The organism is Thiohalocapsa sp. (genome assembly GCF_022340605.1).
Taxonomy (GTDB): domain Bacteria; phylum Pseudomonadota; class Gammaproteobacteria; order Chromatiales; family Chromatiaceae; genus Thiohalocapsa.
The window spans coordinates 1-23,797 of record NZ_JAJDNQ010000157.1; the positions used below are offsets into that span (position 1 = coordinate 1).

Below are 23,797 nucleotides of genomic sequence, written 5' to 3' on the forward strand. Positions count from 1 at the left end.
GCGGGGTTAGTGCCCGCACGTCGGCGAATCAGGAGCCGGAGCAGTCCGGCCGTGCTCCTGACGGAAGCCTCTGGTGGGCTTCCGTCAACAGGACAGGCAATTGCCGCGATAGTCGTTCACCGTTGGTCGCGCTAGGATGCCGGCTCGCGCCATCAACAGCGCCCGCGCAGCAAGCGGAGATGGCTCTGGCGCAAAGCTTTGGGAGGTCACTCGAGTGATGCAGGATCTCACCCGACTCTACGAGCATGACTACGCCGCGTGGGCGGAGCGAACGGCGGAGTTGTTGCGCGACGGCCGCTTCTCGGAGCTGGACGTGGAGCACCTGATCGAGGAGCTGTCCCGAAATCGAGCGGCTCGTAGGTCGGGTTAGCGATAGCGTAACCCGACCTACACCGAATATTTTCACAGTCTCACAGGGCTTGGCAGGCCGCGTGAGCCAACGAGACTGACACCGACACCGACACCGACACCGACGCCAACACCAACATGGAGCTCGAACCGATGGCCCATTGCGCACAGCGCCGCCCCGTTCTGCACTTGGGGCAGCTGCGGTCCGTGACACGCCCACCCTTGCTGCTGGTGCTCGCTGCACTGCTGCCACTCGCGGTGTCGGCCCAGCAGCAGGGCAGCCAGCCGCCGCCGGCGGTGGTGGTCGCCGCGGTCGAGACCCAAAATGTCAGCCGCAGCGCGCGCTTCATCGGCAACATTCAGGCCATCCAGTCGGTAGATCTAAAGGCGCGGGTGGAGGGGTACCTCGAGGACGTCGCCTTTGCCGAGGGCTCGATGGTGGACAAGGGCCAACTGCTCTACCGCATCGAGCAGGACCAGTACAAGGCGGCCCTCGAGCAGGCCGAGGGTCAACTCGCCGCCGCCAAGGCGGATGCCGCCGCTGCCGCCGCGGCCCTCGAGGACAAGGAGTCGGATTACCAGCGGCAGTCGGCGCTGATCAAGAAGGGCGACACGTCCCAGACCGCCTTCGACCAGGCCAAGGCCGCCCGCGACGAGGCCCTCGCCAATGTCGACAAGGCGAAGGCGAGCGAGCAGCAGGGCCAGGCACAGGTGGACAACGCCAAGATCAACCTGGGCTACACGATCATCAAGAGCCCCATTGCGGGCCGCATCGGTGCGACGGCCGTCACACAGGGCAACCTGGTGAGCAGCAGTTCCGGCACGCTGGCCACCGTGGTGCAACTGAATCCCATCCGTGCCGTGTTCTCGGTGCCGAGCGCCGATCTGGTGCGTCTCCAGAAGCGGGTGGGCGCCGCCACCAGCGAAAAGGCCCGCACGGCCTATGTGCCGGATCTGATCCTGCCGGACGGTACCAATTACGACCACCCGGGCAAGATCAGCTTCGCCAATAACCAGGTGGACACCTCCACCGGCACCGTGGCCATCTACGCGGACTTCGCGAATCCGCAGCACCTGCTGCTGCCGGGTCAGTTCGTCAGTGTCGTGGTGCACCAGGCCAAGGAGGAACGCCTGCCGGTGGTGCCGGCGGCGGCGGTCATGCGCACCCGCGAGGGCGTGCAGGTCTTCGTGGTGAACGGCAACAACCGGGTACAGGCGCGCAAGGTCGACCTGGGGCCGCGGGTGGACACGGGCTATGCGGTGAATTCCGGACTCACCGACGGTGAGCTGGTGATCGTCTCGGGCCTGCAGAAGGTCCAGCCGGGCATGACCGTCAAGCCCAGCGGGGCGGGCAAGTCTTCGGGCAGCTCGTCGGGCGGCTCGACAACCGGCTCCAATGCGGGTGCCGGTGCCAAGTCCACGGCGGGTGGGGTCGGCGCGGCGCCGATCGGCGATAGCGCCAGCGAAACCGCTGGCGATACTGGCAGCGATGCCGCTGGCGATAGTGGCGGCGACAACGCTCCGGGCACGACCGGCGACGCCGAAGACGGCGCCAGCGGGGGCAGCTCGACTGGGCGCAGCGCCAGCGGCGACGCCGGCGGCACCGACACCAAGTCCACCGGCAACGGGGGCTGACATGATCTCCAAGGTCTTCGTCGACCGCCCGCGGCTTGCCGCGGTGGTGTCCATCGTCCTGGTGGTGGCGGGCATTCTCGCGCTCAAGGCCATCCCCGTCGCCCAATACCCGCCCATCACGCCGCCGGTGGTGGTTGTGTCGGCCACCTACCCAGGTGCCGATGCCCAGACCATCGCCGACACCGTCGGCGGTCCCATCGAGGAGCAGGTCAACGGCGTCGAGGACATGCTCTACATGTCCTCGACGGCGTCGAGCTCCGGCACCTACACCCTCACCGTCACCTTCGCCATCGGCACGGACCCCGACATCGCGCAGGTCAACACCCAGAACCGCGTCTCCCAGGCGCTCGCGCAGTTGCCCACCGAAGTGCAGAACTTGGGCGTGACGGTGCAGGCGGAGTCGACGAATCTGCTCCTGGTCATCACGGTCTATTCACCGGACAAGTCCAAGGACGCGCTGTTCCTGTCCAACTTCGCCACCATCAACGTGCAGGACGAGCTGGCACGCGTGGAGGGCGTCGGCGAGGCCAGCCAGTTCGGCGCCGAGAACTACTCCATGCGCATCTGGCTGGACCCGGCAAAGATGGCGGCGCTGGGCATCGCCCCGCAGGACGTCATCAGCGCGGTGAAGCAGCAGAACATCGAAGCGGCGCTTGGACAGGTGGGCGGCCCGCCGATTCCGGACGACCAGGCCTTCCAGTACACCATTCTCGCCAAGGGACAGCTCAAGGAGCCGTCTGAATTCGGCCAGATCGTGGTGCGCACCAGCCCCGACGGCGGCATCGTGCGCATCAACGACATCGCCCGCGTGGAGCTGGGCTCCCAGTCTTACAGCAGCGACAGCCGCTTCAACGGCGAGCCCACCGCGGCCATCGCCATCTACCAGGCGCCCGGCGCCAACGCGCTGGCGGTGGCAAAGCAGGTGAAGGCGGAGCTCGAGCGTCTGAAGCAGCGCTTCCCGGACGGCGTTGCGGCTGACGTGATGTACGACTCGACGCTGTTCGTCCAGGCGTCCATCCAGGAGATCATCTTTACGCTCGCCGTCACCGCGGTGATCGTGCTGCTGGTGGTGTACATCTTCTTGCAAGACCTGCGCGCCACGATCGTGCCCGCGGTGACTATCCCGGTGTCGCTGATCGGCGTCTTCGTCGTGCTGCTGGCGGTGGGCTTCTCGGCCAACACCATCAGCCTGTTCGCGGTGGTCCTGGCGATCGGCCTGGTCGTGGACGACGCCATCGTGGTGGTGGAGAACGTCCAGCGCATCATGCTGGAGGAGGGGCTGGACCGCCGCGCCGCGACGCTCAAGGCCATGCAGCAGGTAACCGGCCCCATCATCTCCACCACACTGGTGCTGTTCGCCATCTTTGCGCCGGTGGCCTTCCTGCCCGGCATCTCCGGGGAGCTGTTCCGGCAGTTCGCGGTGACCATCTCCGCGGCCGTTGCCATTTCGGCATTGAATGCGCTGACGCTCTCGCCGGTGCTGACCTCGCTGTTCCTCGGCCAGCCGAAGGAGCCTAGACGTGGGCCGTTCGCATGGTTCAACAAGGGCCTGGAGAAGGCTCGCGGCGGCTATGTGTCGGTGGCGGGAATGCTCGCCCGGCGCGCGGTGCTGGCCGGGGTGCTGGTGATCGTGGTGGGTGCCCTGGCCGTGTTCGTGTTGGACCGGCTGCCCACCGGCTTCCTGCCCAACGAGGACCAGGGTGTGCTCTTCGCCGACGTGAGCCTGCCGAGCGGCGCCTCGCTGCCCCGCACTGCCGAGGTGGTGGACAAGCTGCGCGAGATTGCAGCAAACACCGACGGCGTCGCCAGCGTGCTGACAGTGGCCGGTTACAGCTTGCTCACCAGCTCGTCGTCGTCCAACGAGGCGCTGGCGGTCATCGTGCTGAAGCCCTGGGACGAGCGCAACACGCCGCAGACGCGGCTGCGCGGGCTGTTGGGCAATCTCATGGGGCAGGTCAATCAGATTCCGGGCGCCAATATCCTGATCTTTCCGCCGCCGCCGATCCCGGGGCTCGGCACGGCCGGTGGCTTCACGATGCAGTTGGAGGCCATGGGCGGCCAATCTCCAGCGGAGCTCACCGAGGTGCTGCAGGGTCTACTGGCCCAAGCCAACCAGGCGCCGAGCATTGCGCAGGCGCGATCCACCTTCAGCGCCGACGTGCCGCAGGTGTTCCTGGATCTGGACCGCACCAAGGCGGAGTACCTGGACGTGCCGGTAGCGACCTTCTTCCAGACACTCCAGTCCATCTTCGGCACCAGCTACATCAACAACTTCACCTACCTGGGGCGCACCTTCCAGGTGAACGTGCAGGCGGAAGAAGGTGCGCGGCGCACGTTGGACGACATCGGTGGCACCTACGTGCGCAGCGAGAACGGCTCCATGGTACCGGTGTCGGTGCTCGCGAACATGCGCCAGCAGCTGGGCGCTGACCTCATTTTCCGTTACAACCAGTTCCTGACGGCTCAGATCAATGGCAGCGGGGCGGCGGATGCCTCCACCGGCGAGGCCATGCAGGCCATGGAACAGGCGGCAAACAAAGCCTTGCCGGCGGGCTATGACACGGAGTGGACCGGCATGTCCTATCAGGAGGCGCAGCAGACGGCGGGTGGCGAGGTGGCCATCTTCGGGCTCGCGGTGCTGTTCGGATACCTGTTCCTGGTGGGCCTGTACGAGAGCTGGGCGATCCCGTTCTCGGTGCTGGCGTCCGTCACCGTCGCGCTGCTCGGTGCCGCCGCCACGCTCTGGTTCGTTGGGCTCGACAACGACCTCTACACCCAGATCGGCTTCGTGCTGCTGATCGGCCTCGCCGCCAAGAACGCCATCCTCATCGTGGAGTTCGCCAAGGAGCAGCACGAGGCGGGCTTGAGCCTCTACGAGGCCGCCCGCACCGGCGCCCGCATGCGCTTCCGTGCCGTGCTCATGACCGCGCTCGCCTTCATCATCGGCCTGCTGCCGCTGGTGCTCGCCACCGGCGCCGGCGCCAACGCCCGCATCCATCTCGGCTTTACGGTGCTCGGCGGCATGTTGGCGGCAACCTTCGTCGGCATTCTGCTGATTCCGGGGCTCTACGTGATGTTCCAGTGGATCGGGGATCGGATCGGGGGGCTGATTGGGCATCGGCGGGCGGTGGATGCGCAACCGGCGGGGAGCGAATCCGATCGCTAGTGTCTCGGCGCGCAAGTCCCGAGACCATCTCAGGTCGTTGTCGTTGTCGTTGTCGTTGTCGTTGTCGTTGTCGTGATCGTGGTCGAAACCGTGTGGATCTTCGACTACGACTCCGAATGACGACAACGACAACGACGGAGCCCGGTCGCGGAATATCCGCAGGCTGTAGGCCGTAGGATGGGCAAAGCGCAGCGTGCCCATCTCTTGGGCGCCTAACGCCAGCCTTGGCCGGCGCGCGCGCCGCGACATCGAGGCCCTTCAGCTGTCCGTCTTCGGCGCGGCCAAGCAGGAACCGCGCGTTGCATCCTCAACGGCTGCTGTCCGGTGGCCACTGTTGCGCACCGTGCAGGATACGCAGAATGACGATCTCGTCATTGGCGACGGTGTAGGGCACGAGATACGGCGTTCCGGTCACGATTAGCTCGCGGGTGTCGATGACGCGTCCCGGTCGGCCCAGGGCAGGATTGTCAGGCAGGCGCTCGATGGCCGTGCGAATGCATCGAGCGATGTTGGCGGCAGCCTTTGGGTTGTCCCTCGCGATGTAGGCACGAACATGCCGCAAGTCCTGCCGGGCGAGCCGGTGCCATTTGATCTTCATTCAGCCATTGTGGGCTCGCCGTCGGTGCCCCAGGCGTCCAGCTCTTTGGCCACTGTCGCATGATCGACCAGGTCGGCGTCTGCGCGGGAGAGTACGCTCATCGCTTCCTGAATCGCCGCCACCTGCCAGGCCTCGGATTCGGCATACCGCTCGATCGCATGCGACATCAGGGCGCCGCGTGAGCGCCCCGTCGCCTTTGCGATGGCGCTCAGACGCTCCAGGGTCTTGTCGTCCAGGCGCACGGAAATGGTACCTTTCGGCATCGTGAACCTCACGTGTTGCGATGTAATCTTGCGAGTACAGCACGACTGAACCGGGTCGACAAGAATATTCTGGGATTCGGCATTTGTCGCAGCGCTGCACAGGCAACGCTTTCCTGATTCCCTACGCCGCCGACGATCGGGCTTGCTTCGAGCACCCGGAACAATTTTTGCTGCTCAGCACAACGCCAGGGCGCTAGAGTAAGCGCCAATGCCTTCTTCCACTCCCGCTGTCCCGGAGCCAGCGCCGCATGTCCATCCTCGTCGCGATCAACCACAAGACCGAATACCGATTCGACCGCCCGGTGGGCATGGCCCCGCACAGCATCCGGCTGCGCCCGGCGCCGCACTGCCGCACGCCCATCCGCTCCTACTCGCTGCGCATCGAGCCGGAGCAGCACTTCATCAACTGGCAGCAGGACCCCTTCGGCAACTACATGGCGCGGCTCGTGTTTCCGGAGAAGGCGCGCAAGCTCGGGGTGGAGGTGGACGTCGTCGCCGAGATGGTGACCATCAACCCGTTTGACTTCTTCGTCGACGAGCATGCCTATAACTATCCCTTCGGCTACGATCACCAACTCACCAGGGAGCTGGCGCCCTACCTGGAGATCAAGGAGCAGGGGCCGCTGCTGAAGCGCTACCTGGCCGGGATCGACCGCACGCCACGTGAGACCGTGTATTTCCTCGTCGACCTCAACCGCAAGTTGAACGAGGACATGGGCTACGTGATCCGCATGGAGCCGGGCATTCAGAGCTGCGAGGAGACGCTCACGCTCGGCCGCGGCAGCTGTCGGGACACGGGCTGGCTGCTGGTGCAGATCCTGCGGCACTTAGGGCTAGCGGCGCGCTTCGTCTCCGGCTACCTGGTGCAGTTGACGCCGGACGTGAAGGCGCTGGACGGCCCGAGTGGCCCGGAGCGCGACTTCACGGACCTGCACGCCTGGGCGGAGGTTTATGTGCCCGGCGCCGGCTGGCTCGGGCTGGACCCCACCTCCGGGCTCTTCGCCGGCGAGGGCCACATCCCGCTCGCCTGCACGCCCGACCCCATCTCCGCCGCGCCCATCACCGGTGCCACGGACAAGTGCGACGTCAGCTTCTACTTCCACAATCGGGTCAAGCGCATCCATGAGGACCCACGCGTCACCAAGCCCTACACCGACGAGCAGTGGGCGGCCATCGAGAGCCTCGGCCACCAGGTCGACGCGGAACTGCGCGAGAACGACGTGCGCCTCACCATGGGCGGCGAGCCCACCTTCGTCTCTATCGACGACATGGAGGGCGCCGAGTGGAACATCGCCGCGCTCGGACCGACCAAGAAGCTCCTGGCCGAAGACCTGCTGCTGCGGCTGAGGAGACGCTTCGCGCCGGGCGGCATGCTGCACATCGGCCAGGGCAAGTGGTATCCGGGCGAGCAGTTGCCGCGCTGGGCGCTGGCCTGCTACTGGCGCAAGGACGGCGAGCCCGTGTGGCAGGACGAGACCCGGTTCGGCAACGAGAAGGAGACTTACGGCAACGAGCCACCGGATGCCGAGCGCTTCATCCGCACGCTCGCGGACAAGCTTGGCGTCGAGCCCGAGCACGCCCAGCCCGCCTTTGAAGACGTCTTCTATTACCTGTGGAAGGAGGCGCGGCTGCCGGTCAACGTGGACCCCTTCGACAACAAGCTGAAGGATCCCGTCGAGCGCGCCAGGGTCGCGCGCATCTTCAGCCAGGGGCTGGAGCGCACCGTCGGCTACGCGCTGCCACTGCGCTGGGCGGGGCTTCCGGACCGCGAGCAGGGCGGCGGCTGGGTGAGCGGCAAGTGGACGCTGCGCGACGGCAATCTGTTCCTGATGCCGGGCGACTCGCCCATGGGCTTCCGGCTGCCGCTGGACGCGCTGCCCTATGTGCCGGACGTGGAGCTGGACACCCATCCGGAGCGCGACCCGTTCGAGCCCGTCGCGCCGCTGGCGCCGCGCTACGACGCGAAAAGTGACGAGATCGCCCGTCGCTACGGGCGCATCGTCGAGCCGGACCAGCCCCGCGAGCCCTTCCAGGAGCAGGGCTCGCGCCCGGAGCAGACCGCCCGCCGTTACGGCCGCGCGACGCTCGCCGAGGACCACCGCCAGCCGGTCGCTGAGCAACAGACGCTGCCAGACGAGTACCCCGCCGAACTGGTGCGCACGGCGCTGTGCATCGAGGTGCGCGACGGCCGGCTCTATTGCTTCATGCCGCCGCTGACCCACCTGGAGCACTGGCTGGACCTGGTGGAGCGCATCGAGGAAACCGCTGCGGAGACGGGCTTGAAGATTATCGTCGAGGGCTACGAGCCGCCGCGGGACCACCGCCTCAACAAGCTGGCCGTCACGCCGGACCCGGGCGTCATCGAGGTGAACGTGCACCCCGCCTACGGTTGGGACGAACTGGTGCGCGACACCGAAATCCTCTACGAGGAGGCGAGGCTCAGCAGGCTCGGCACCGAGAAGTTTATGCTCGACGGACGCCACACCGGCACCGGCGGCGGCAACCATGTCACGCTCGGCGGCCCGACGCCGGCAGACAGCCCGCTGCTGCGCCGCCCGGACCTGGTGCAGAGCCTCATCACCTACTGGCAGCACCATCCGAGCCTGTCGTACCTGTTCTCCGGCACCTTCATCGGCCCCACCAGCCAGGCGCCGCGGGTGGACGAGGCCCGCGACGACAGCCTCTATGAGCTGGCCATCGCCTTCCAGCAAATGCCCAAGGGCCGCGTCGGCGAGCAGCAGCCCTGGATCGTGGACCGCGTGCTGCGGAACCTGCTGGTGGACGTCACCGGCAACACCCACCGCACCGAGTTCTGCATCGACAAGCTCTACTCGCCGGACTCCGCGAGCGGCCGGCAGGGTCTGGTTGAGTTCCGCGCCTTCGAGATGCCGCCGCATGCGCGCATGAGCCTGGCGCAGATGCTCCTGCTGCGCACCCTCGTCGCCCGCTTCTGGAAGCAGCCCTACACCCGCTCGCCGGTGCGCTGGGGCACCGAGCTGCATGATCGGTTCCTGTTGCCGCACTTCGTCCGGCAGGACTTCAACGACGTGATGTGCGACCTGCAACGCGCCGGCTATACCTTCGACCCGGCCTGGTTCGACCCCTTCTTCGAGTTCCGCTTCCCGCACTATGGCGACATGATTGCCGCCAATGGCGTGCGCATGGAACTGCGCGGCGCCATCGAGCCCTGGCACGTGCTGGGCGAGGAGGTCACCGCCCAGGGCACCGCGCGCTTCGTCGACAGCGCCGTGGAGCGCATGCAAGTGAAGCTCGACGGCATGCTCGGCGAGCGCCATGCGCTCACCTGCAACGGCCGCCGCGTGCCGCTGCGGCCCACCGGGCGGCGCGGCGAGTACGTCGCCGGCATCCGCTTTAAGGCCTGGAACCCGCCATCCGGCCTGCATCCCACCGTACCGCGGCACAACCCGCTGGTGTTCGACCTCGTGGACCTGTGGAACCGTGCCAGTCTCGGCGGCTGCACCTACTACGTGGACCACCCTGGCGGCCGTGCCGAGGAGCGCTTCCCCGTGAACAGCTATGAGGCCGAGAGCCGGCGCATCGCCCGCTTCCGCGTCATGGGCCACACCCCCGGTGACATCGATCCGCCACCGGAAGAGCCCGCCGGCGAGCATCCCTATACGCTGGATCTGCGGTGGCGGCCTGGATGCCTTTGAAGAAGGGCCGAGGGCCGAGGGCCCATGGCGTTGCCTCCCGTTGGCCGCCTGTGGGGGCGCGCCTGGGAGCGCCGGCGTCCCGCCGGTCGCGTGGGATGATGCATGCCGAAGCGCTTGCGAGGTCTCACCCTGTACCGTGAGCCGCCGGCCACACGCCATCCAGGTAGCGGGTGCCGCCGAGCTGGCGCATCTGCCGCAAGATCCAGCGGGTGCGACGCTGCACCGTGGCGGACGGCGCCTCGACCCGGTAGCGCTCCGGATTCGGCAGCACGGCCGCGAGCTGCGCTGCCTCGGTCGCGGTGAGGGCGACGGCGGGCCGGTCGAAGAAGCGCCAGCTCGCGGCGCCCACGCCGAAGGTGTGCGGCCCGAACTGGGCGATGTTGAGATAAACCTCGAGGATGCGCTGCTTCGGCCAAAGGGTCTCGATGACCCAGGTGAGCCAGACCTCCAGCACCTTGCGCACCGGGTCCCGGCCCGGCCACAGGAAGAGATTCTTGGCGGTCTGCTGGCTGATGGTGCTGGCCCCGCGCAGGCGCCCGCCGGCCTCGAAATCGGCCAAGGCCTTCTTCACCTGCACCAGATCGAAGCCGCCGTGCTGCGGAAAGCGCTGGTCCTCGGCGGCGACGGCGGCGAGCGCCACGGCCGGCGGGATGGCGTCGGCGTCCACCCACTCGTGGTGGACGCGGGGCCTGGGCTCGCCGGCCCAGGTGGCGGCGGCCCAGTGTTCCAGCATGAAGGCCGACGTGGGCGGGTCCAGCCAGCGCAGCAGGCCCACCACCAGCACCGACAGCAGCGCCAGCACGACGATGACCGCGGCGAGCGCCTTGGCGAAGGTCCTGAGCCCGCGGCCTCGGCCGCGCTTTTGGGTCGGCAAGGGCTGTTGCTCCCGGTGGTGGGCCGCGGGCTCGCCGCCGGCGGGACCGCCAACGGGGCTGTTGGCGGTCTCTGGGGCACCGGCGCGCCCGGTCGTCGGTTCGGCACGCTCGGTCACGCCAAGGAGCTCAGTCGCGCAGCAGATCGGCGTTCATTTGCCGCAGCAGCAGACTGCGGAACTTCTTTGCACTCAACAGCACCGTGTCGCTCCAGGGCTCGGCGCAGCCGGTCTTGGTCTCCAACCAGGCAGCGAAGGAGCTGCGCGGCGAGAGCGTCTGGCTCTGAGCGTCGAACAGTGTGCTCTTGCGCGGGTCGCCGGCCCAGTACACCGTCTGCGGCTGCTCCGGGCGCAACCAGACGAAGCTGCGCTCCACGCGCTCGGCACCGCGGTAGGTGCCGATGCGAACCGCCAGCAGCCCGCTGGCGTCGCGCTGGTAGCTGGCGGCGGGTGCGTACTCCGCGGCCAGCGCGTCGGTGACATAGAGCGGCTCCGGATGCTCGTCCGCAAGCCATTGCAGCAGTCCGTCCAGCTCCGCCGGGTCCGGCGTGCGGCCGAAGGTGGCGACCAGGCCCGCGTGGGTGTCGGCGAGTACTGCGCCGTCCGCCTGGACCAACGCCAGCAGGGCGTCCCCGATGTGGAAATCCTGGTCGCCGCCGGCCTCCAGCTCGGCGATGCCCGCCGCGAGCCGGGCGATGTCGCGGTCGCTGTCGCTGACCGCCGCCAGGCGCAGGTTGGTCTGGTGGCCGGACACCCCCAGCGTGAACACCTGCACCAGGTCGGCGCAACGCTCGCGCAACTGCAGCGGCACGGGCCGCGGCTCGTGGTGGTGGCAGGCGATGAGTCCCCAGAGGTCGTTGTTCAGCACCACCGAGAAGGACAGCGACGCCGTGACCTCCATGTTTTGCAGGTACTCGATGTGCACCGGCGACACCGCGCGCAGGTCCGAGAGACTCAGGTCCGGCTCGAAGCCCGGCTCGGCGACGATGGGCACGGGCAGGGCTCCTACGTCCGGGATCTGTCGGTGGCGGTTGGCCAGGTAGAGCCCGCGCGCGATCTGCGGGATGTCCGAGGCGGGGTAGCGCAGACCCAGGTAAGGGGCCAGACCGGGTGCGGCCACCTCGGCGATGACCTCGCCGCAGCCATCCGGCAGGAAGCGGTACACCATCACCCGCTCGAAGCCACTCAGAAATTGCATCTGCTCCGCCAGCAGCCGGCAGTGGGCCTCCCACTCCCGCTGCGTACGAGGCATGCGGTAGAGGGCGTGCGCCACCGGCCGCAGGGCGTGTTGCTGCTGGTCGGTGGGCAGCGCTGGCTCCAGCTCCAGCAGCCAGGCCTCGGCGGTCTGGGAAAGGATTGCGTCCAGCGGCCCGCGTGCGCCTGCAACCAGGTCCACCAGCACCAGCTTTTCGGCGTGTCCGCGGCGCGCCTCGGGCGGCTCGGCGAGGGCCTGGTCCAAGTCGTCGAGCTGCTCCGGGCGTGGCGGCGCGCCAGCCTCGGCGCCGGTGCGGCTGCCGATCTGGCCGAGCAGGCCCCGCAGGGTCTGACCCAGCGCCCGGTCGGTGCCGACGCCGAGCCAGGTGTCCAGGTCGGCACTGGCGCAGCGGATAGTGGCATCGCCGCTACGTCCGCCCAGCAGGCCACCATAGGGTTGGATGGCGCCGATGTGATGCAGTGCCTCGCGCTCGCACGCGTCGATGAAACCTGGGTCCAGTGTGGTCATCGGGCCTCGTCGTCGTTGGGCCTGTTGGGGGAGGGTGCGAGTTCAAGTCGCGCGCCGCAAGCACTGACGGCGCGCCGGCTGGGACACGCGCCGGGACCCGTGCCGGAATTGAGCGCCGGAATGAGCCCTGGAATCAGCGATTGCAGTTCGTCGATGGGTCGACGTCGGCAAATGCCTTGTGCATGAGCCTGAAGACGCCCATGGCGCCATCGAGTATCGCACGGTCGCTGCCCGGATGCCGCCCCGCCCAGCGGTCGAGCGCCGCGCCGAAGCCGCGCCAGCCAAGACCCGGGTGCTCGAGCCGAAACTCCAGGAAAGCAGTCGGCAAGTTGACTCCCGGGGGCCATTGCGCCCGCAGGTGCCGGGCGATTACCTGCCCGCCCAGCGTCGCGCCTTCCAGCACGTAGAGACCGCCGAGTGCCGCGGCGACGCGAGACTCGGCGGGGCCGTTCAGGAGCCGGTGCACGGCGGCGCGGGTGTCCGGGGCCGGCCGCGGTGGCGGGGCGGCGGGTGCTGCACCCAGGAGCGCCTGCAGGTCCTGCTGCAGCGCGGGCAGCTTGGGCTCGATGCCGAGCGTGGTGATCACGGACGCGGGCGTGGCCGCGTACAGGGCGGGCTCCACGGCCAGATAGACGCCCTGCAGCGCGGCCAGGTACTCGGCGTAGCCTGCCGCGGTGGGGTGATCGGTGAGCACGTGGCGCATCAGCGGCAGCGCCTCGGTGGCCCTGTGGGTGGGCGCGGTGTGCTCCCGCAACCTGCGCATCAGCGGCGGTGTGGAGGACAGTGTGGCGGCGGTGTCAGTGCCCGCCGCAGGTGGTTGATGTGTCTGACTCATGTGCATCAGCGTGCTCCGCCCCGGGTCGCGGTGGGTGCCCGGGGGTGGGCTTGTGTCGGGGGTTGCACCGGTAGCCGAGCTGCGCCGGTCGGCCGTGCCAGTGCGCTGGGTATGACGTGGGGTCTTGCCTGGGATCCTACATGGGGTCCAGCATGCGTGCTGGCTCGATGCTCGCCGGGGTGCACGCTGGCGCGTCCGCGGGAACCGTGGCCGGTCGATGCTCCGTGCACCAGGTGAAAGTGTCGCGCGACGGCCCCATGACAGCGTGCGGCGCCCGGTTGACAGCGGCTCGGGCATCGCGGGCGGAAGCGCTGGTCAGTAGACATGGGAGGCGTCCACCGCGTGTGCATTACTTCCCAGTATAGCGGTGCGGGAAGCACGGGGCGCCCGCATGAACAAGCGGTAACGCCGCGGACGTTTCCGAGTAAGGCATCCCACCGCAAAATCGTACACTCGAAGCGCCGGCATCAGGAGACGGGGCACTGCCGACAGCACGATGGTGCCAACGATGGTGCCGGCCCCCAGCGAGACCCCAACGAGGTCCAGTCAGCATGAGCCTTCCCGAACCCCAAGCCGCCCCCGCTGCGACGCCCGCGGGTGGCACCGCAACGACCCCCAACCAGGCCGCCTTCGCACGCCTGCGGGCGGACCTGCGCGGGCGCATCGTCGGTCAGGATGCGCTGATCGAGCGTCTGCTGATCGCCTTGCTCGCCGACGGCCATCTCCTGGTCGAAGGTGCGCCCGGGCTTGCCAAGACCACGGCCGTGAAGGAGCTCGCGGCACGCATCGAGGGCAATTTCCAGCGCGTGCAGTTCACGCCGGACCTGCTGCCCGGCGACCTCACCGGCACCGACGTGTACCGCGCCGAGACTGGCAGCTTCCAGTTCCAGCGGGGGCCGCTGTTCCACAACCTCGTGCTCGCCGACGAGGTGAATCGCGCGCCGGCCAAGGTGCAGTCGGCGCTGCTGGAGGCCATGGCCGAGCGGCAGATCACCGTCGGCGGGCACACCTATCCGCTACCGGAGCCCTTTCTGGTGATGGCGACGCAGAATCCCATCGAGCAGGAGGGCACCTATCCGCTGCCGGAGGCGCAACTGGACCGCTTCCTGATGCACGTGCGCGTGGACTATCCGGACCCGGCCGCGGAGCGCAGCATCCTCGACATCGCCCGCGCCGAGGCGCGCGGCCGGCTGCGTGGTCCCGGCGATGATGCCGAGCCGCTCATCGGCCACACGCAGATCCACGCCGCCCGCAACGAGGTCATGGACCTGCACATGGCCGAGCGGTTGGAGGAGTACCTGATCCAACTCGTTCTAGCCACCCGCGATCCGGCCCCCTACGACCTGAACCTGGCCCGCCTGGTGGACTATGGCGCCAGCCCCCGTGCCACCATAGCACTGGACCGTTGCGCCCGCGCCCACGCCTGGCTGCGCGGTGCCGAGTACGTGACCCCCGAGGACGTGCATGCGGTCGCCTTCGATGTGCTGCGCCACCGCGTGCTGCTGAGCTACGCCGCCGAAGCGGAGGGGATGGACCCGGACGGCTTCGTGGCCGAACTGATCCGGCAGGTGCCCGCCGTTTGAACGCAAGACGCAATGACGCCGCCAATCGACAACCCCGCCATCCGCGTCGACGCCGACGACCTGATCGGGCTGCGCGCGCGCGCCGAGCGCATCAGGCTCCAGCGCGCCGGTACGGCGCGCTCGGCGTTGGCCGGCGCGCATCGCTCGCGCTACCGCGGTCGCGGCATGGACTACCGCGAGTCCCGGCACTACGTGCACGGTGACGACATCCGCAACATGGACTGGCGCATCACCGCCCGCGCCGGCGATGCACACGTCAAGGTCTTCGACGAGGAGCGCGAGCGGCCGGTGGTGGTGCTGGTGGACTTCGGTCCGAGCATGTTCTTTGCCAGCCGCGGCGTGTTCAAGTCGGTTCAGGCCGCCCGGCTCGCGGCGCTCATCGGCTGGTCGGCGGTGGGCCGCGGCGACCGCATTGGTGCGCTGCTGTTCAATGGCGGCCACACCGAGCTCTCGCCCCGCGGCGGACGCCGCGGGCAGATGCGGCTGATCCGGGCGCTGGTAGATGCCGGCGACCCGCGCCGGCTGCTCCACGCCGTCGGCAGCGAGCGACCGCACGCGCCGGGTGGCCTCAGCGACGCGCTGGTGCGGCTGCGCCGGGTCAGCAGACCCGGCAGCCTGGTATTCGTGCTATCGGACTTCTACCGGCTGGATGCGGACAGCGAGCGGCACCTGGCGGGCCTCGCCCGCCATAGCGATCTGTTGGCCGTGCAGATTCTGGACGCGCTGGAGCTCGCGCCGCCACCCCCCGGGCGCTACGCGATCAGCGACGGGCACCGCCGCGGCCTGTTCGATGCCGTCGATCGGCGCGAGCGCGCCCGCTACCAGTCCCACTTCACGGCCCATCAGGCGGCCGTCGAGGCGCTCACGGAGGGGCATGGCGTGCCGCTGGTGCGGTGTATGACCGACGCCGATCCGGCCGCGATCCTCACCGAGCTGTCGCGGGCACAGCGACGCATGCGCGCCACGGCCGCTACCGGGCAGCGGGAGTCGGCGGCGTGAGCGCCCCTGACCCGTCTGTCACCGCCGGCTCCGCGCCCACTGCCACCGGCGGCCGGCAACCGGCGGCATCCACATCCGTTCCGGGGCACGCGCCGGCGGCGCCGGGGCAGGTGGCGCAGCTCGACCTCCACGACATCCATCTGCCGGGCTCCCCGCCACTGTGGCCGCCGGCCCCGGGCTGGTGGCTGCTCGCGGTGCTGGTGCCGGTGGCGCTGGGCGCAGCCGCGTTGCGGCTGCGTGCCGCCTGGCGGGCGCGGCGCCGGCGCGAGCGGATCATTGCCGAGCTGAACGCGCTGCCGGCGGCGGGTTGCGGCCCCGAGTTGCTGGGCGCCGTGTCGGCGCTCCTCAAGCGGGCGGCACTCAACCGCTTTCCCCGGGTCGATGTGGCGGCGCTCACCGGCTCCGGCTGGCTCGCGTTCTTGGACCGCACCGGCGGCGCGGGCGATTTCGCGCACGGCCCCGGACGCGTGTTGGACGACGGCGCCTATGCGCGGGAGAAGGACTGCGACGCCGCCGCCCTCATCGCGCTCGCGCGCCGCTGGCTGAGGCAGAACCTATGAACTGGACCCTGGCGTTGCCGTGGGCGTTGGCCCTGCTGCCGCTGCCGCTGCTGGTGCGCCGCGCCCTGCCGCCGGCGCAAACGGGCGGCGGCGGTGCGCTGCGCGTGCCCTTCTTTGCCGCGCTGATCGAGGAGCGCCGACCCGGCGCACGTGGTGCCCGCTGGCCCGCCTGGGCCGGGATCGCGGCCTGGGGGCTGCTGGTGCTGGCGGCGGCGCGCCCGCAATGGGTGGGTGAGCCGATGACCCTGCCGCTGTCCGGCCGCGACCTGATGCTAGCGGTGGATATTTCGGGTTCCATGCGCGAGCAGGACATGGTCATCGGCGGGCGCGTCGTGGACCGCCTGACCGCGGTGAAGGCGGTGGCCGGCGACTTCATCGAGCGCCGCCAGGGCGACCGCCTGGGGCTCATCCTGTTCGGCCAGCAGGCGTATCCGCAAACCCCGCTCACGTTCGATCGAGACACGGCCCGCACCTTGCTGTTCGAGTCCGCCGTCGGTCTCGCCGGCCGCGAGACGGCCATCGGCGACGCCATCGGCCTCGCGGTCAAGCGCCTGCGGGACGCCAAGACGGACGAGCGGGTGCTGATCCTGCTCACCGACGGCACCAACACCGCCGGCACCATCGCCCCGCTGAAGGCCGCGGAGCTGGCCGCGCAGGCGGGCGTGCGCATCTACACCATCGGCGTCGGCGGCGATCCACGCAGCGCCTTCGGCCTCACGCTGGGGCGCAACCCGCTGGACGAGGCGACGCTGAAGGCCATCGCCCAGACCACCGGCGGGCGCTACTTCCGGGCGCGGGACGTGGAGGAGCTGCAGTCCATCTACGCCATGCTGGACGAGCTCGAGCCGGTGGAGTCCGACCAGGCCATCTTGCGGCCCGTGGACGAGCTTTACGCGTGGCCGCTGGCGGCGGCGCTGGCGTTGAGTGCGGTGGCCGTTGCGGGTCGGGCGGGGCTCACGCGGCGGTGGATCTGATGATGCTTGCGGCGATGCGCCGCCCGGCGCGCGGCGCCGGCCGGGCCTTGGCGGGAGGTGAAGATGCCGGCTGATTTCCATTTTTTGCATCCCGGCTGGTTCCTGGCGTTGCTGCCGCTCGCGCTGTTGCTGGTCGCACTGGTGCGCGTCCGGTCCGGCGCCGGCGCCTGGCAGCGGGTCATCGAGCCGCAGTTGCTCGCGGCCCTCACCGTCGGCGCCGACGGCCGACGGCGGCGCTGGCTGCCGGCGCTGCTCGGCCTCGGCTGGCTGGTGGCCGTGCTGGCGCTGGCCGATCCGACCTTCGAGCGCGTACAGGTGCCGGCCTTCCACGACGCGGCGGCGCGCGTGGTGGTCCTGGACCTGTCGCAATCCATGCTGGCCGACGACCTGGCGCCGTCGCGTCTGGAGCGTGCCCGCTTCAAGGTCGAAGACATCCTGCGCCGTGCCGACCGCGGGCAGGTGGGGCTGGTGGCCTTCGCCGGGGATGCGTTCACCGTGGCGCCGCTCACCGACGATGCCGATACCATCCGCGGCATGCTCTCGGCGCTGTCGCCGGAGGTCATGCCGGTACCGGGCAGCCGGCCGGACCTCGCCATCGGTCGGGCTCAGGAGCTCTTGCACCAGGCGGGCGTGCGCGGCGGCGAGGTCGTGCTGATCACCGATGATGCCGGCGGGGCGCGCGCGCGCGCGGCCGCGGCCGGCCTCCGGCGCGCCGGACATCGGCTGTCCGTCATCGGTGTGGGCACGCAGAAGGGCGCGGCGGTGCCTGGCGTGCGCACCTCGCGCGGTGCCGTCATCGCCCGGCTCGACACCAGTGCCCTGCGCTCGCTCGCCCGCGCCGGTGGCGGCGAGTACGCGCCCATCACCGCGGACGACGGCGACCTGCGCCAGGTCTTGCGCGGCGACGCGATGGGGCAGGTGCGCCGAGACGACCACCCGCAGCAGGCGGAGATCTGGAAGGAGCTCGGGCCCTGGATCGCCCTGGCGCTGGTGCCGCTGGCGGCGCTCGGCTTCCGCCGCGGCTGGCTGATGCTGCCCGTGCTGGTGGCGCTCAATCTCAGCGCCACCGCACCGGCGCCGGCGCTGGCGCAGCAGGTGGACGCGCCGGCGCCCGCGCCGTCACCTGCCGCCACGGGTGGTCTCGCGCAGCGTTGGCACGACCTCTGGCAGCGCCGCGACCAACAGGCCGCGAGCGCCCTCGAGCGGGGCGCCTTCGATCGCGCCCGCGATGTGGCGGATGATCCGGCCCGCGCCGGTGCCGCCCGCTACCGCCTCGGTGACTACGAGGCCGCCGCCGACGCCTTCGCCGGCGGCGGCACCGCCGACGACGCCTACAACCTCGGCAACGCCCTGGCTCGCGCCGGCCGGCTCGAGGACGCGCTCGCCGCCTACGACGCGGCGCTCGCGCGCCAGCCGGACATGCCCGATGCCCTGTACAACCGTAAGCGCGTCGAGGAAGCGCTGCGCCGGCGTCAACAGCAGCCCCAACAGCAATCCCAAGGGCAGCAGTCGCAGCAGTCAGACCGCCAGCAATCCGAGCAGCAGTCCTCGCAGGGGCAATCCGGGCAGCAGCCCAGTCCAGGCGCGGATGGCGGCCAGGCCGATAGTGGGGCCAACCAGGAGCAAGATCGGCAGCAGGAGCAGCAGGGCCAGCAGCAGGCAGGCGCCCAGCATGATTCCCCCGGCGCGCAGGGCGGACAGTCGGCCACGCAGGATGACACGCAGAAGGCCGGCGACGACGCGTCGCCGTCGGCCCAGGGCAAGCAAGCCCAGCCGGATGCCGCGCAGCAACAACAGCGCGCTGGCAGCGCCAGCGGCGACGACAACGGGCAAGACGCGCAGCCCGACGACGAAGCCGCGGCACAGGCCGAGCAACGCCGTGCCAGCGAGGCGCAGGCGGCCGAGGACTATCGTGCCGAGGCCGGCGCCGCCGGTGCCCACGGCGGTCAGGCCAAGGAGTCCCCGGAGCAGGCCGCGGCCGCGGGTAGCAGCGCCGAGGCGCCGGACACCGCGGCCCTGGAGAGCCGCCAGGCGGCGGACCAGTGGCTGCGCCGCATCCCCGACGACCCGGCCGGCCTGCTGCGGCGCAAGTTCCTGTATCAATACCGGATGCGCGCCGAGGACGGGCGCGGCGGTCCGCCGGAGAACCCGTGGTGAGCCCGGCCCCGCGAAGGCGTGCTCGGCCGGCCCTGCAGCGCCGCACCGCCGGCCGCTGCCGATGACGGAGGTGACACCATGAACTGCAGTCTGCTGCGCCGCCTCGGCCCCGCCGAGCGCGTGCCGCGCGTCCTCGCGGCGCTGCCACTTGCCCTGCTCCTGCTCTGGTCGGGCGTCACGGCGGCCGCGGTCAGCGCGCGCTTCGACCGAGACCAGGTGTACGAGGGTGAGAGCGTCACGCTCACCATCGAGTCGGACGATCTTGGCGGCGGCACGCCGGACCTCAGCGCCCTGGAGCGGGACTTCGACGTCCTCGGCACCAGCAGCGGCAGCCGAATCGAAATCGTCAACGGCCGCCAGAGCGCCACGCGGACTTGGCAGGTGAGTCTGTCGCCGAAGCGCCTCGGCACCATCCAGGTGCCGCCCGTCGAGGTGGGCGGCGAGCGGACCAAGTCATTGGTGCTGAGCGTCAGCGAGATGCCGCAAGGTGCCTCCGGCGGCCCCGGGGACGACGTCTTCGTGGAAGTCAGCGTCGGCGCCGCTGGCGACAAATCCGTGTACGTGCAGCAGCAGGTGCCGGTGACGGTGCGGCTGTACTCGGCGCTGCCGCTGCGGGGTGGCGATCTCAGCGACCCGCGGCCGGACGGTGCCGTGCTGGAGCGCCTGGGTGACGACGTCCAGTACCAGGCCAACCGCAATGGGCGTCAATACCAGGTAATCGAGCGGCACTTCAGCCTGAGCCCGGAGCGCAGTGGCGAGTTGCGCATCCCACCCGTGACCTTCACCGGCGAGCTGCGCGGCACCGGCACCGGCGCCGCCAGTCCCTTCGGTGGCGACCGCCTGGCGCAGCTCTTCCGCGACCCGGTGTTCGACCGCTTCGGCAACGGGCTGTTCGACCGCGGCGAGCCCGTGCGGACCCGTTCGCGGGCGCTGACCCTGGATGTGCTGCCGCGACCGAAGGGCCTTGCCGGCTCCAATTGGCTGCCGGCCACGGCGCTCGCCATCGACGATTCCTGGGCGCACGACCCGCCGCATCTGACCCGCGGCGAGCCGGCGGAGCGGGTGCTCACCGTCACCGCCACCGGGCTGGCCGGCTCGCAGATCCCCGAGATCGAGATGTCGGCGCCGGCCTCCGTGCGCGTCTATCCCGACGATCCCGAAACCGAAACCCGCACCGACGGCAAGCGGCTCTTCGGCGTCAGTCGCCAGCGCGTCAGCGTCATACCCACCTCCGGCGGCACGCTCGAGTTCCCGGAGATCCGCTTGCGCTGGTGGGACATCAACGCCGGCAAGGAGCGGGTTGCCGTGGTGCCGGCGCGGGAACTCGCGGCGGCCGGTACGGTGGACGCCGCCGACGTGCCGGCGGCGCCGGATCAGGCGCGCTCCGCCACCGGCAACATGCCCGCGCCCGACGCGGCGGCCGCCCCCGATGCGCCCGCTGCCGGCGGCGGCGCCGTGCCGGCGCCGGCCGATCGGCTCCACGCGACACGGCGACCGATGCTGTGGCTGCTGCCGGTGCTGCTCGTGGCCGGCGCCGGTCTGTTTTTATGGCGCCGGCGGCAGCGCGCCGCCGGCTGGTGGCGCGGCGCGGCCGGCCTGCTCGGCAGGGCGTGGGCCCGCGGTCCGCTCGGCAGGGCAGGTGGTGCCGGCGCCGGGCGGACCGTCGACGACAGCAGTCTCGCGCGCGCCGCCGCCGTGGCGCCGGGCGGCACCGGGGAGCGCCGCGGCAACGTCCGCAAGCAACTGCAGGCCGCTTGCAGCGTGAACGACGCCCGTGCCGCGGCCGCGGCGCTGCTGGCGCTGGTGCGGGATGTCCATGGCCCGGCGGCGCCCAGCAGCCTCGGCGGCGTTGCCGCGCGCTTCGCGGACATGGGCACACCGGCCGGGCGCCGGGCGGGCGCGGCGGTGCGGGGTCTGGAGGCGAGCCTGTACGGCCCGAGCCCCGGCGAGTGGAACGGCGGGGAACTGGCCGAGGCGGTGTCCGCCGTCCTCGTGGCCGCGCGCACGCAATCGCCGGGGAACGGCGACGCCGCGGAGCCGTTGGCGCCGCTCTATCCGCACCGGGGCTGACGTCGTCGCCAGCGCGTCCGGCGCCGCGCGGTCAGCAGCCGGCGGCGGCCGCGGCGTCGCAGCCTTCGACCACCGCGCTGGCCGGCGTCGCGCTCTGCGTGCTGTGGGTGCCGGGCCGCAAGCGGGTATGCACGCGTGCGCTGAGCCGCTCGCTGCCACGCCAGACGTCCAACAGGATCTCCCCGCCGGCGCCGGCTGCCGTCACCGCCTCGCGTAGCGCCGGCGAGGAAGCGACGGGCTGGCCCCCGGCCTTGACGATGACATCGCCCACGCGCAGCCCCGCCGCCGCGGCCGGGCTACCTTCCAGCACCCGGGTCACGAAGACGCCGCCGGGGGCGCGGACACCGAAGCGTTGCGCGAGGGTCGCGTCCAGGGTGCGGGCGCCGATGCCGATCCAGCCGCGCACCACGGTGCCGGTGGCGGCGATCTCGGACACCACGTGCATGACGCGATCCGCCGGGACCGCGAACGCGACGCCCTCGGAGTAGCCGCTGTCGGACATGATGGCGGTATTGATGCCCACCAGCCGCCCGCTGGTGTCGATGAGCGCGCCACCCGAGTTGCCCGGGTTGATGGCGGCGTCGGTCTGGATGAAGTCCTCGATCTCGGTGAGGCCCAGGTGGGTGCGCCCGGTGGCGCTGACGATGCCGAGGCTGACGGTCTGGTCCAGACCGAAAGGGTTGCCGATGGCGAGCACCACGTCGCCGGGGCGCAGCCGCGCCGGATCGCCGAGACCGATGGCGGGACCGGCGGGCTTGGCGAGCCGCAGCACGGCGATGTCCGTGGCCATGTCGATGCCGAGCAGCTCGGCCGTCACGATGCCGGTGTCCGGCACCTGGGTGCCGATGGCGTCGGCGCCGGCCACCAGGTGGGCGCTGGTGACCAGGAGGCCGTCATCCGACACCACCACCGCCGAGCCGCGGCTCAGGCCCGGTGGTGCCTGAGGTGTTGCCGGCTTTGCGGACGGGGGTGCGTCCTCCTCGGCCGCGCTCGGCGCCGGCACGCGGTGCTGGGCGAACACGCGCAGCACCGACGGCGCCGCACGGGCCACGGCCTCCGCGTATGAAGCGGTCGCGGCCGGGCCGGGCGGGGCCGGTGCCCGTGCCGCGCCGTCCAGCCGGCCGCTGACGGCCGTGGCCATGAGCACGGCGGTGGCGCCGAGGCCGAAGCCAAGCGCGCCGGCCACGAGCATTTTGAGCCGATCGGTCATGGCCGTTAAGCTAGCACGCTGCCGCGGCACCCGCATGGATGCCGCGGCGGGTGACCGTGCGGTCCATGCCGCTCACCCGCGCCGCGAGCCGGCCGTCATCCCGCAACAGACCACCAGGCGAGCATGAGCCGATGACCGACAGCACCGACATCGCCCGCTACTGTGACAGCCTGCTTGGGGCAGCGGCAGTGAGCGACTATTGCCCCAACGGCCTGCAGGTCGCGGGCAGCCGCCCGCTGCACCGGCTGGTGAGCGGCGTCACGGCGAGCCTGGCGCTCATCGAGGCCGCGGCGGAGCAGGGCGCCGACGCGCTGCTGGTGCACCATGGCTGGTTCTGGAAAGGCGAAGATCCGCGCCTGGTGGGCATGCACGGGCGCCGCGTGGCGGCCGTGCTGGACGCCGGCATGGCGCTGCTGGCGTATCACCTGCCGCTGGACAGGCACCCCGAGTACGGCAACAATCGCCGGCTCGGCGAGGTCCTCGGCATCGGCGGCGCCGAGGCGGCGGGCGAGGACGAGCTTATCTGGACCGGCGAGCTGCCGGCCGCGCTGCCGGGGTCGGACTTCGCGGCGCTGGTCGCCGCACGGCTCGGGCGGCGGCCGCTGCACGTGCCGGTCATCGACCGGCCGGTGCGCCGCCTCGCCTGGTGTACCGGTGCCGCGCAGCGCTTCATCGAGCAAGCCGCCATGCTCGACGTGGACCTGTACCTGAGCGGTGAGATCTCCGAGCAGACGGTGCACCAGGCCCGCGAGCTGGGGCTCGACTACGTGGCCGCTGGGCATCATGCAACGGAGCGCTACGGCGTGCAGGCGTTGGGCGCCCATCTGGCAGAGCGCTTCGGGCTGACGCACCGCTTCATCGACATCGACAATCCGGCGTGACGGCGCCGCGAGACTGGGCAAGCATGCGGTTTTTGCGCTTTGTCGTCGTCCCGGGGCGCACTTTTTCGTTCAATGGTTGTCTCTTCTGCCGGGTTGCCGGGACCCTTGAAAAGGCGGCCATTTCCGCGCCAGAAAAGGGTTTTCCTTGACCCGACGGCGATGGATCGCGGAAAATGCGCGATTCGTCGAGAAGAGCTTTCCGATATTCTGATTTTCTTTTGCCGCCCGACGCTTCCACGACGCCGGCGTA

General features: G+C 70.3%; 17 protein-coding genes. 11 read left to right on the forward strand and 6 right to left on the reverse strand.

Going from position 1 to position 23,797, the window contains the following annotated elements; genetic code table 11:
• Window positions 1-217 precede the first annotated feature (217 nt).
• The 3 genes from LJE69_RS19205 to LJE69_RS19215 all read left to right on the forward strand — a co-directional run bounded on the left by LJE69_RS19205 (window position 218) and on the right by LJE69_RS19215 (window position 5,149).
• Window positions 218-370 carry a DUF29 family protein gene (locus LJE69_RS19205; protein ID WP_367114716.1) on the forward strand — a complete coding sequence of 51 codons (153 nt, stop codon included), beginning with the start codon at window positions 218-220 and terminating at the stop codon, window positions 368-370.
• Between the two features lie 185 nt (window positions 371-555).
• Window positions 556-1,983 (forward strand): efflux RND transporter periplasmic adaptor subunit, encoded by a 1,428-nt coding sequence (locus LJE69_RS19210; protein ID WP_296927673.1) that lies wholly within the window; start codon window positions 556-558, stop codon window positions 1,981-1,983.
• Window position 1,984: 1 nt separating this feature from the next.
• Window positions 1,985-5,149 carry an efflux RND transporter permease subunit gene (locus tag LJE69_RS19215; protein WP_296927674.1) on the forward strand — a complete coding sequence of 1,055 codons (3,165 nt, stop codon included), beginning with the start codon at window positions 1,985-1,987 and terminating at the stop codon, window positions 5,147-5,149.
• Window positions 5,150-5,456: 307 nt separating this feature from the next.
• Here the strand turns inward: LJE69_RS19215 and LJE69_RS19220 are convergent, their stop codons facing one another.
• Window positions 5,457-5,747, reverse strand: coding sequence for a type II toxin-antitoxin system RelE/ParE family toxin (locus tag LJE69_RS19220; protein ID WP_296927675.1), 291 nt, complete (start codon window positions 5,745-5,747; stop codon window positions 5,457-5,459).
• Window positions 5,744-5,989 (reverse strand): CopG family ribbon-helix-helix protein, encoded by a 246-nt coding sequence (locus LJE69_RS19225; RefSeq protein ID WP_296927676.1) that lies wholly within the window; start codon window positions 5,987-5,989, stop codon window positions 5,744-5,746. Before LJE69_RS19225 ends, LJE69_RS19220 begins: the two co-directional genes overlap by 4 nt.
• A gap of 269 nt (window positions 5,990-6,258) precedes the next feature.
• Here LJE69_RS19225 and LJE69_RS19230 point away from each other — a divergent pair, with 269 nt between their 5' ends.
• The gene (locus LJE69_RS19230) at window positions 6,259-9,684 is read left to right on the forward strand and encodes a DUF2126 domain-containing protein (RefSeq protein WP_296927677.1); all 3,426 of its coding nucleotides are present in this window, start codon (window positions 6,259-6,261) and stop codon (window positions 9,682-9,684) included.
• Between the two features lie 124 nt (window positions 9,685-9,808).
• On the opposite strand, the gene mtgA is transcribed toward LJE69_RS19230, so the two are convergent.
• From mtgA to LJE69_RS19245, 3 genes are all read right to left on the reverse strand, one after another.
• Window positions 9,809-10,675: a monofunctional biosynthetic peptidoglycan transglycosylase gene (gene mtgA / locus LJE69_RS19235; protein ID WP_367114717.1), complete on the reverse strand. Its 867-nt coding sequence runs from the start codon at window positions 10,673-10,675 to the stop codon at window positions 9,809-9,811.
• Between the two features lie 10 nt (window positions 10,676-10,685).
• Window positions 10,686-12,278, reverse strand: coding sequence for a GAF domain-containing protein (locus tag LJE69_RS19240; protein WP_296927678.1), 1,593 nt, complete (start codon window positions 12,276-12,278; stop codon window positions 10,686-10,688).
• A 133-nt stretch (window positions 12,279-12,411) separates the two neighbouring features.
• Window positions 12,412-13,113 (reverse strand): biliverdin-producing heme oxygenase, encoded by a 702-nt coding sequence (locus tag LJE69_RS19245; protein ID WP_296927679.1) that lies wholly within the window; start codon window positions 13,111-13,113, stop codon window positions 12,412-12,414.
• A 551-nt stretch (window positions 13,114-13,664) separates the two neighbouring features.
• Between LJE69_RS19245 and LJE69_RS19250 the strand changes: the two genes are divergently transcribed.
• The 6 genes from LJE69_RS19250 (at window position 13,665) to LJE69_RS19275 (ending at window position 21,456) form a co-directional block, all read left to right on the forward strand.
• Entirely contained in the window at window positions 13,665-14,696 is a 1,032-nt protein-coding gene (locus LJE69_RS19250) for an AAA family ATPase (protein WP_296927680.1), read from the forward strand.
• Between the two features lie 12 nt (window positions 14,697-14,708).
• On the forward strand, window positions 14,709-15,695 hold the full coding sequence (locus tag LJE69_RS19255) for a DUF58 domain-containing protein (protein WP_296927681.1): 987 nt from the start codon (window positions 14,709-14,711) through the stop codon (window positions 15,693-15,695).
• Window positions 15,692-16,255: a DUF4381 domain-containing protein gene (locus LJE69_RS19260; RefSeq protein ID WP_296927682.1), complete on the forward strand. Its 564-nt coding sequence runs from the start codon at window positions 15,692-15,694 to the stop codon at window positions 16,253-16,255. Before LJE69_RS19255 ends, LJE69_RS19260 begins: the two co-directional genes overlap by 4 nt.
• Window positions 16,252-17,229: a VWA domain-containing protein gene (locus LJE69_RS19265; RefSeq protein ID WP_296927683.1), complete on the forward strand. Its 978-nt coding sequence runs from the start codon at window positions 16,252-16,254 to the stop codon at window positions 17,227-17,229. Before LJE69_RS19260 ends, LJE69_RS19265 begins: the two co-directional genes overlap by 4 nt.
• A 63-nt stretch (window positions 17,230-17,292) precedes the next feature.
• Window positions 17,293-19,386, forward strand: coding sequence for a VWA domain-containing protein (locus LJE69_RS19270; RefSeq protein WP_296927684.1), 2,094 nt, complete (start codon window positions 17,293-17,295; stop codon window positions 19,384-19,386).
• Window positions 19,387-19,464: 78 nt separating this feature from the next.
• Complete coding sequence (locus tag LJE69_RS19275) at window positions 19,465-21,456, forward strand: BatD family protein (protein WP_296927685.1); 1,992 nt, start codon at window positions 19,465-19,467, stop codon at window positions 21,454-21,456.
• 31 nt (window positions 21,457-21,487) lie between these two features.
• Here LJE69_RS19275 and LJE69_RS19280 read toward each other — a convergent pair whose 3' ends face one another.
• Window positions 21,488-22,666 (reverse strand): trypsin-like peptidase domain-containing protein, encoded by a 1,179-nt coding sequence (locus LJE69_RS19280; protein WP_296927686.1) that lies wholly within the window; start codon window positions 22,664-22,666, stop codon window positions 21,488-21,490.
• Window positions 22,667-22,797: 131 nt separating this feature from the next.
• On the opposite strand from LJE69_RS19280, the gene LJE69_RS19285 reads away from it, so the two are divergent.
• Window positions 22,798-23,547 (forward strand): Nif3-like dinuclear metal center hexameric protein, encoded by a 750-nt coding sequence (locus LJE69_RS19285; RefSeq protein ID WP_296927687.1) that lies wholly within the window; start codon window positions 22,798-22,800, stop codon window positions 23,545-23,547.
• Window positions 23,548-23,797 lie beyond the last annotated feature (250 nt).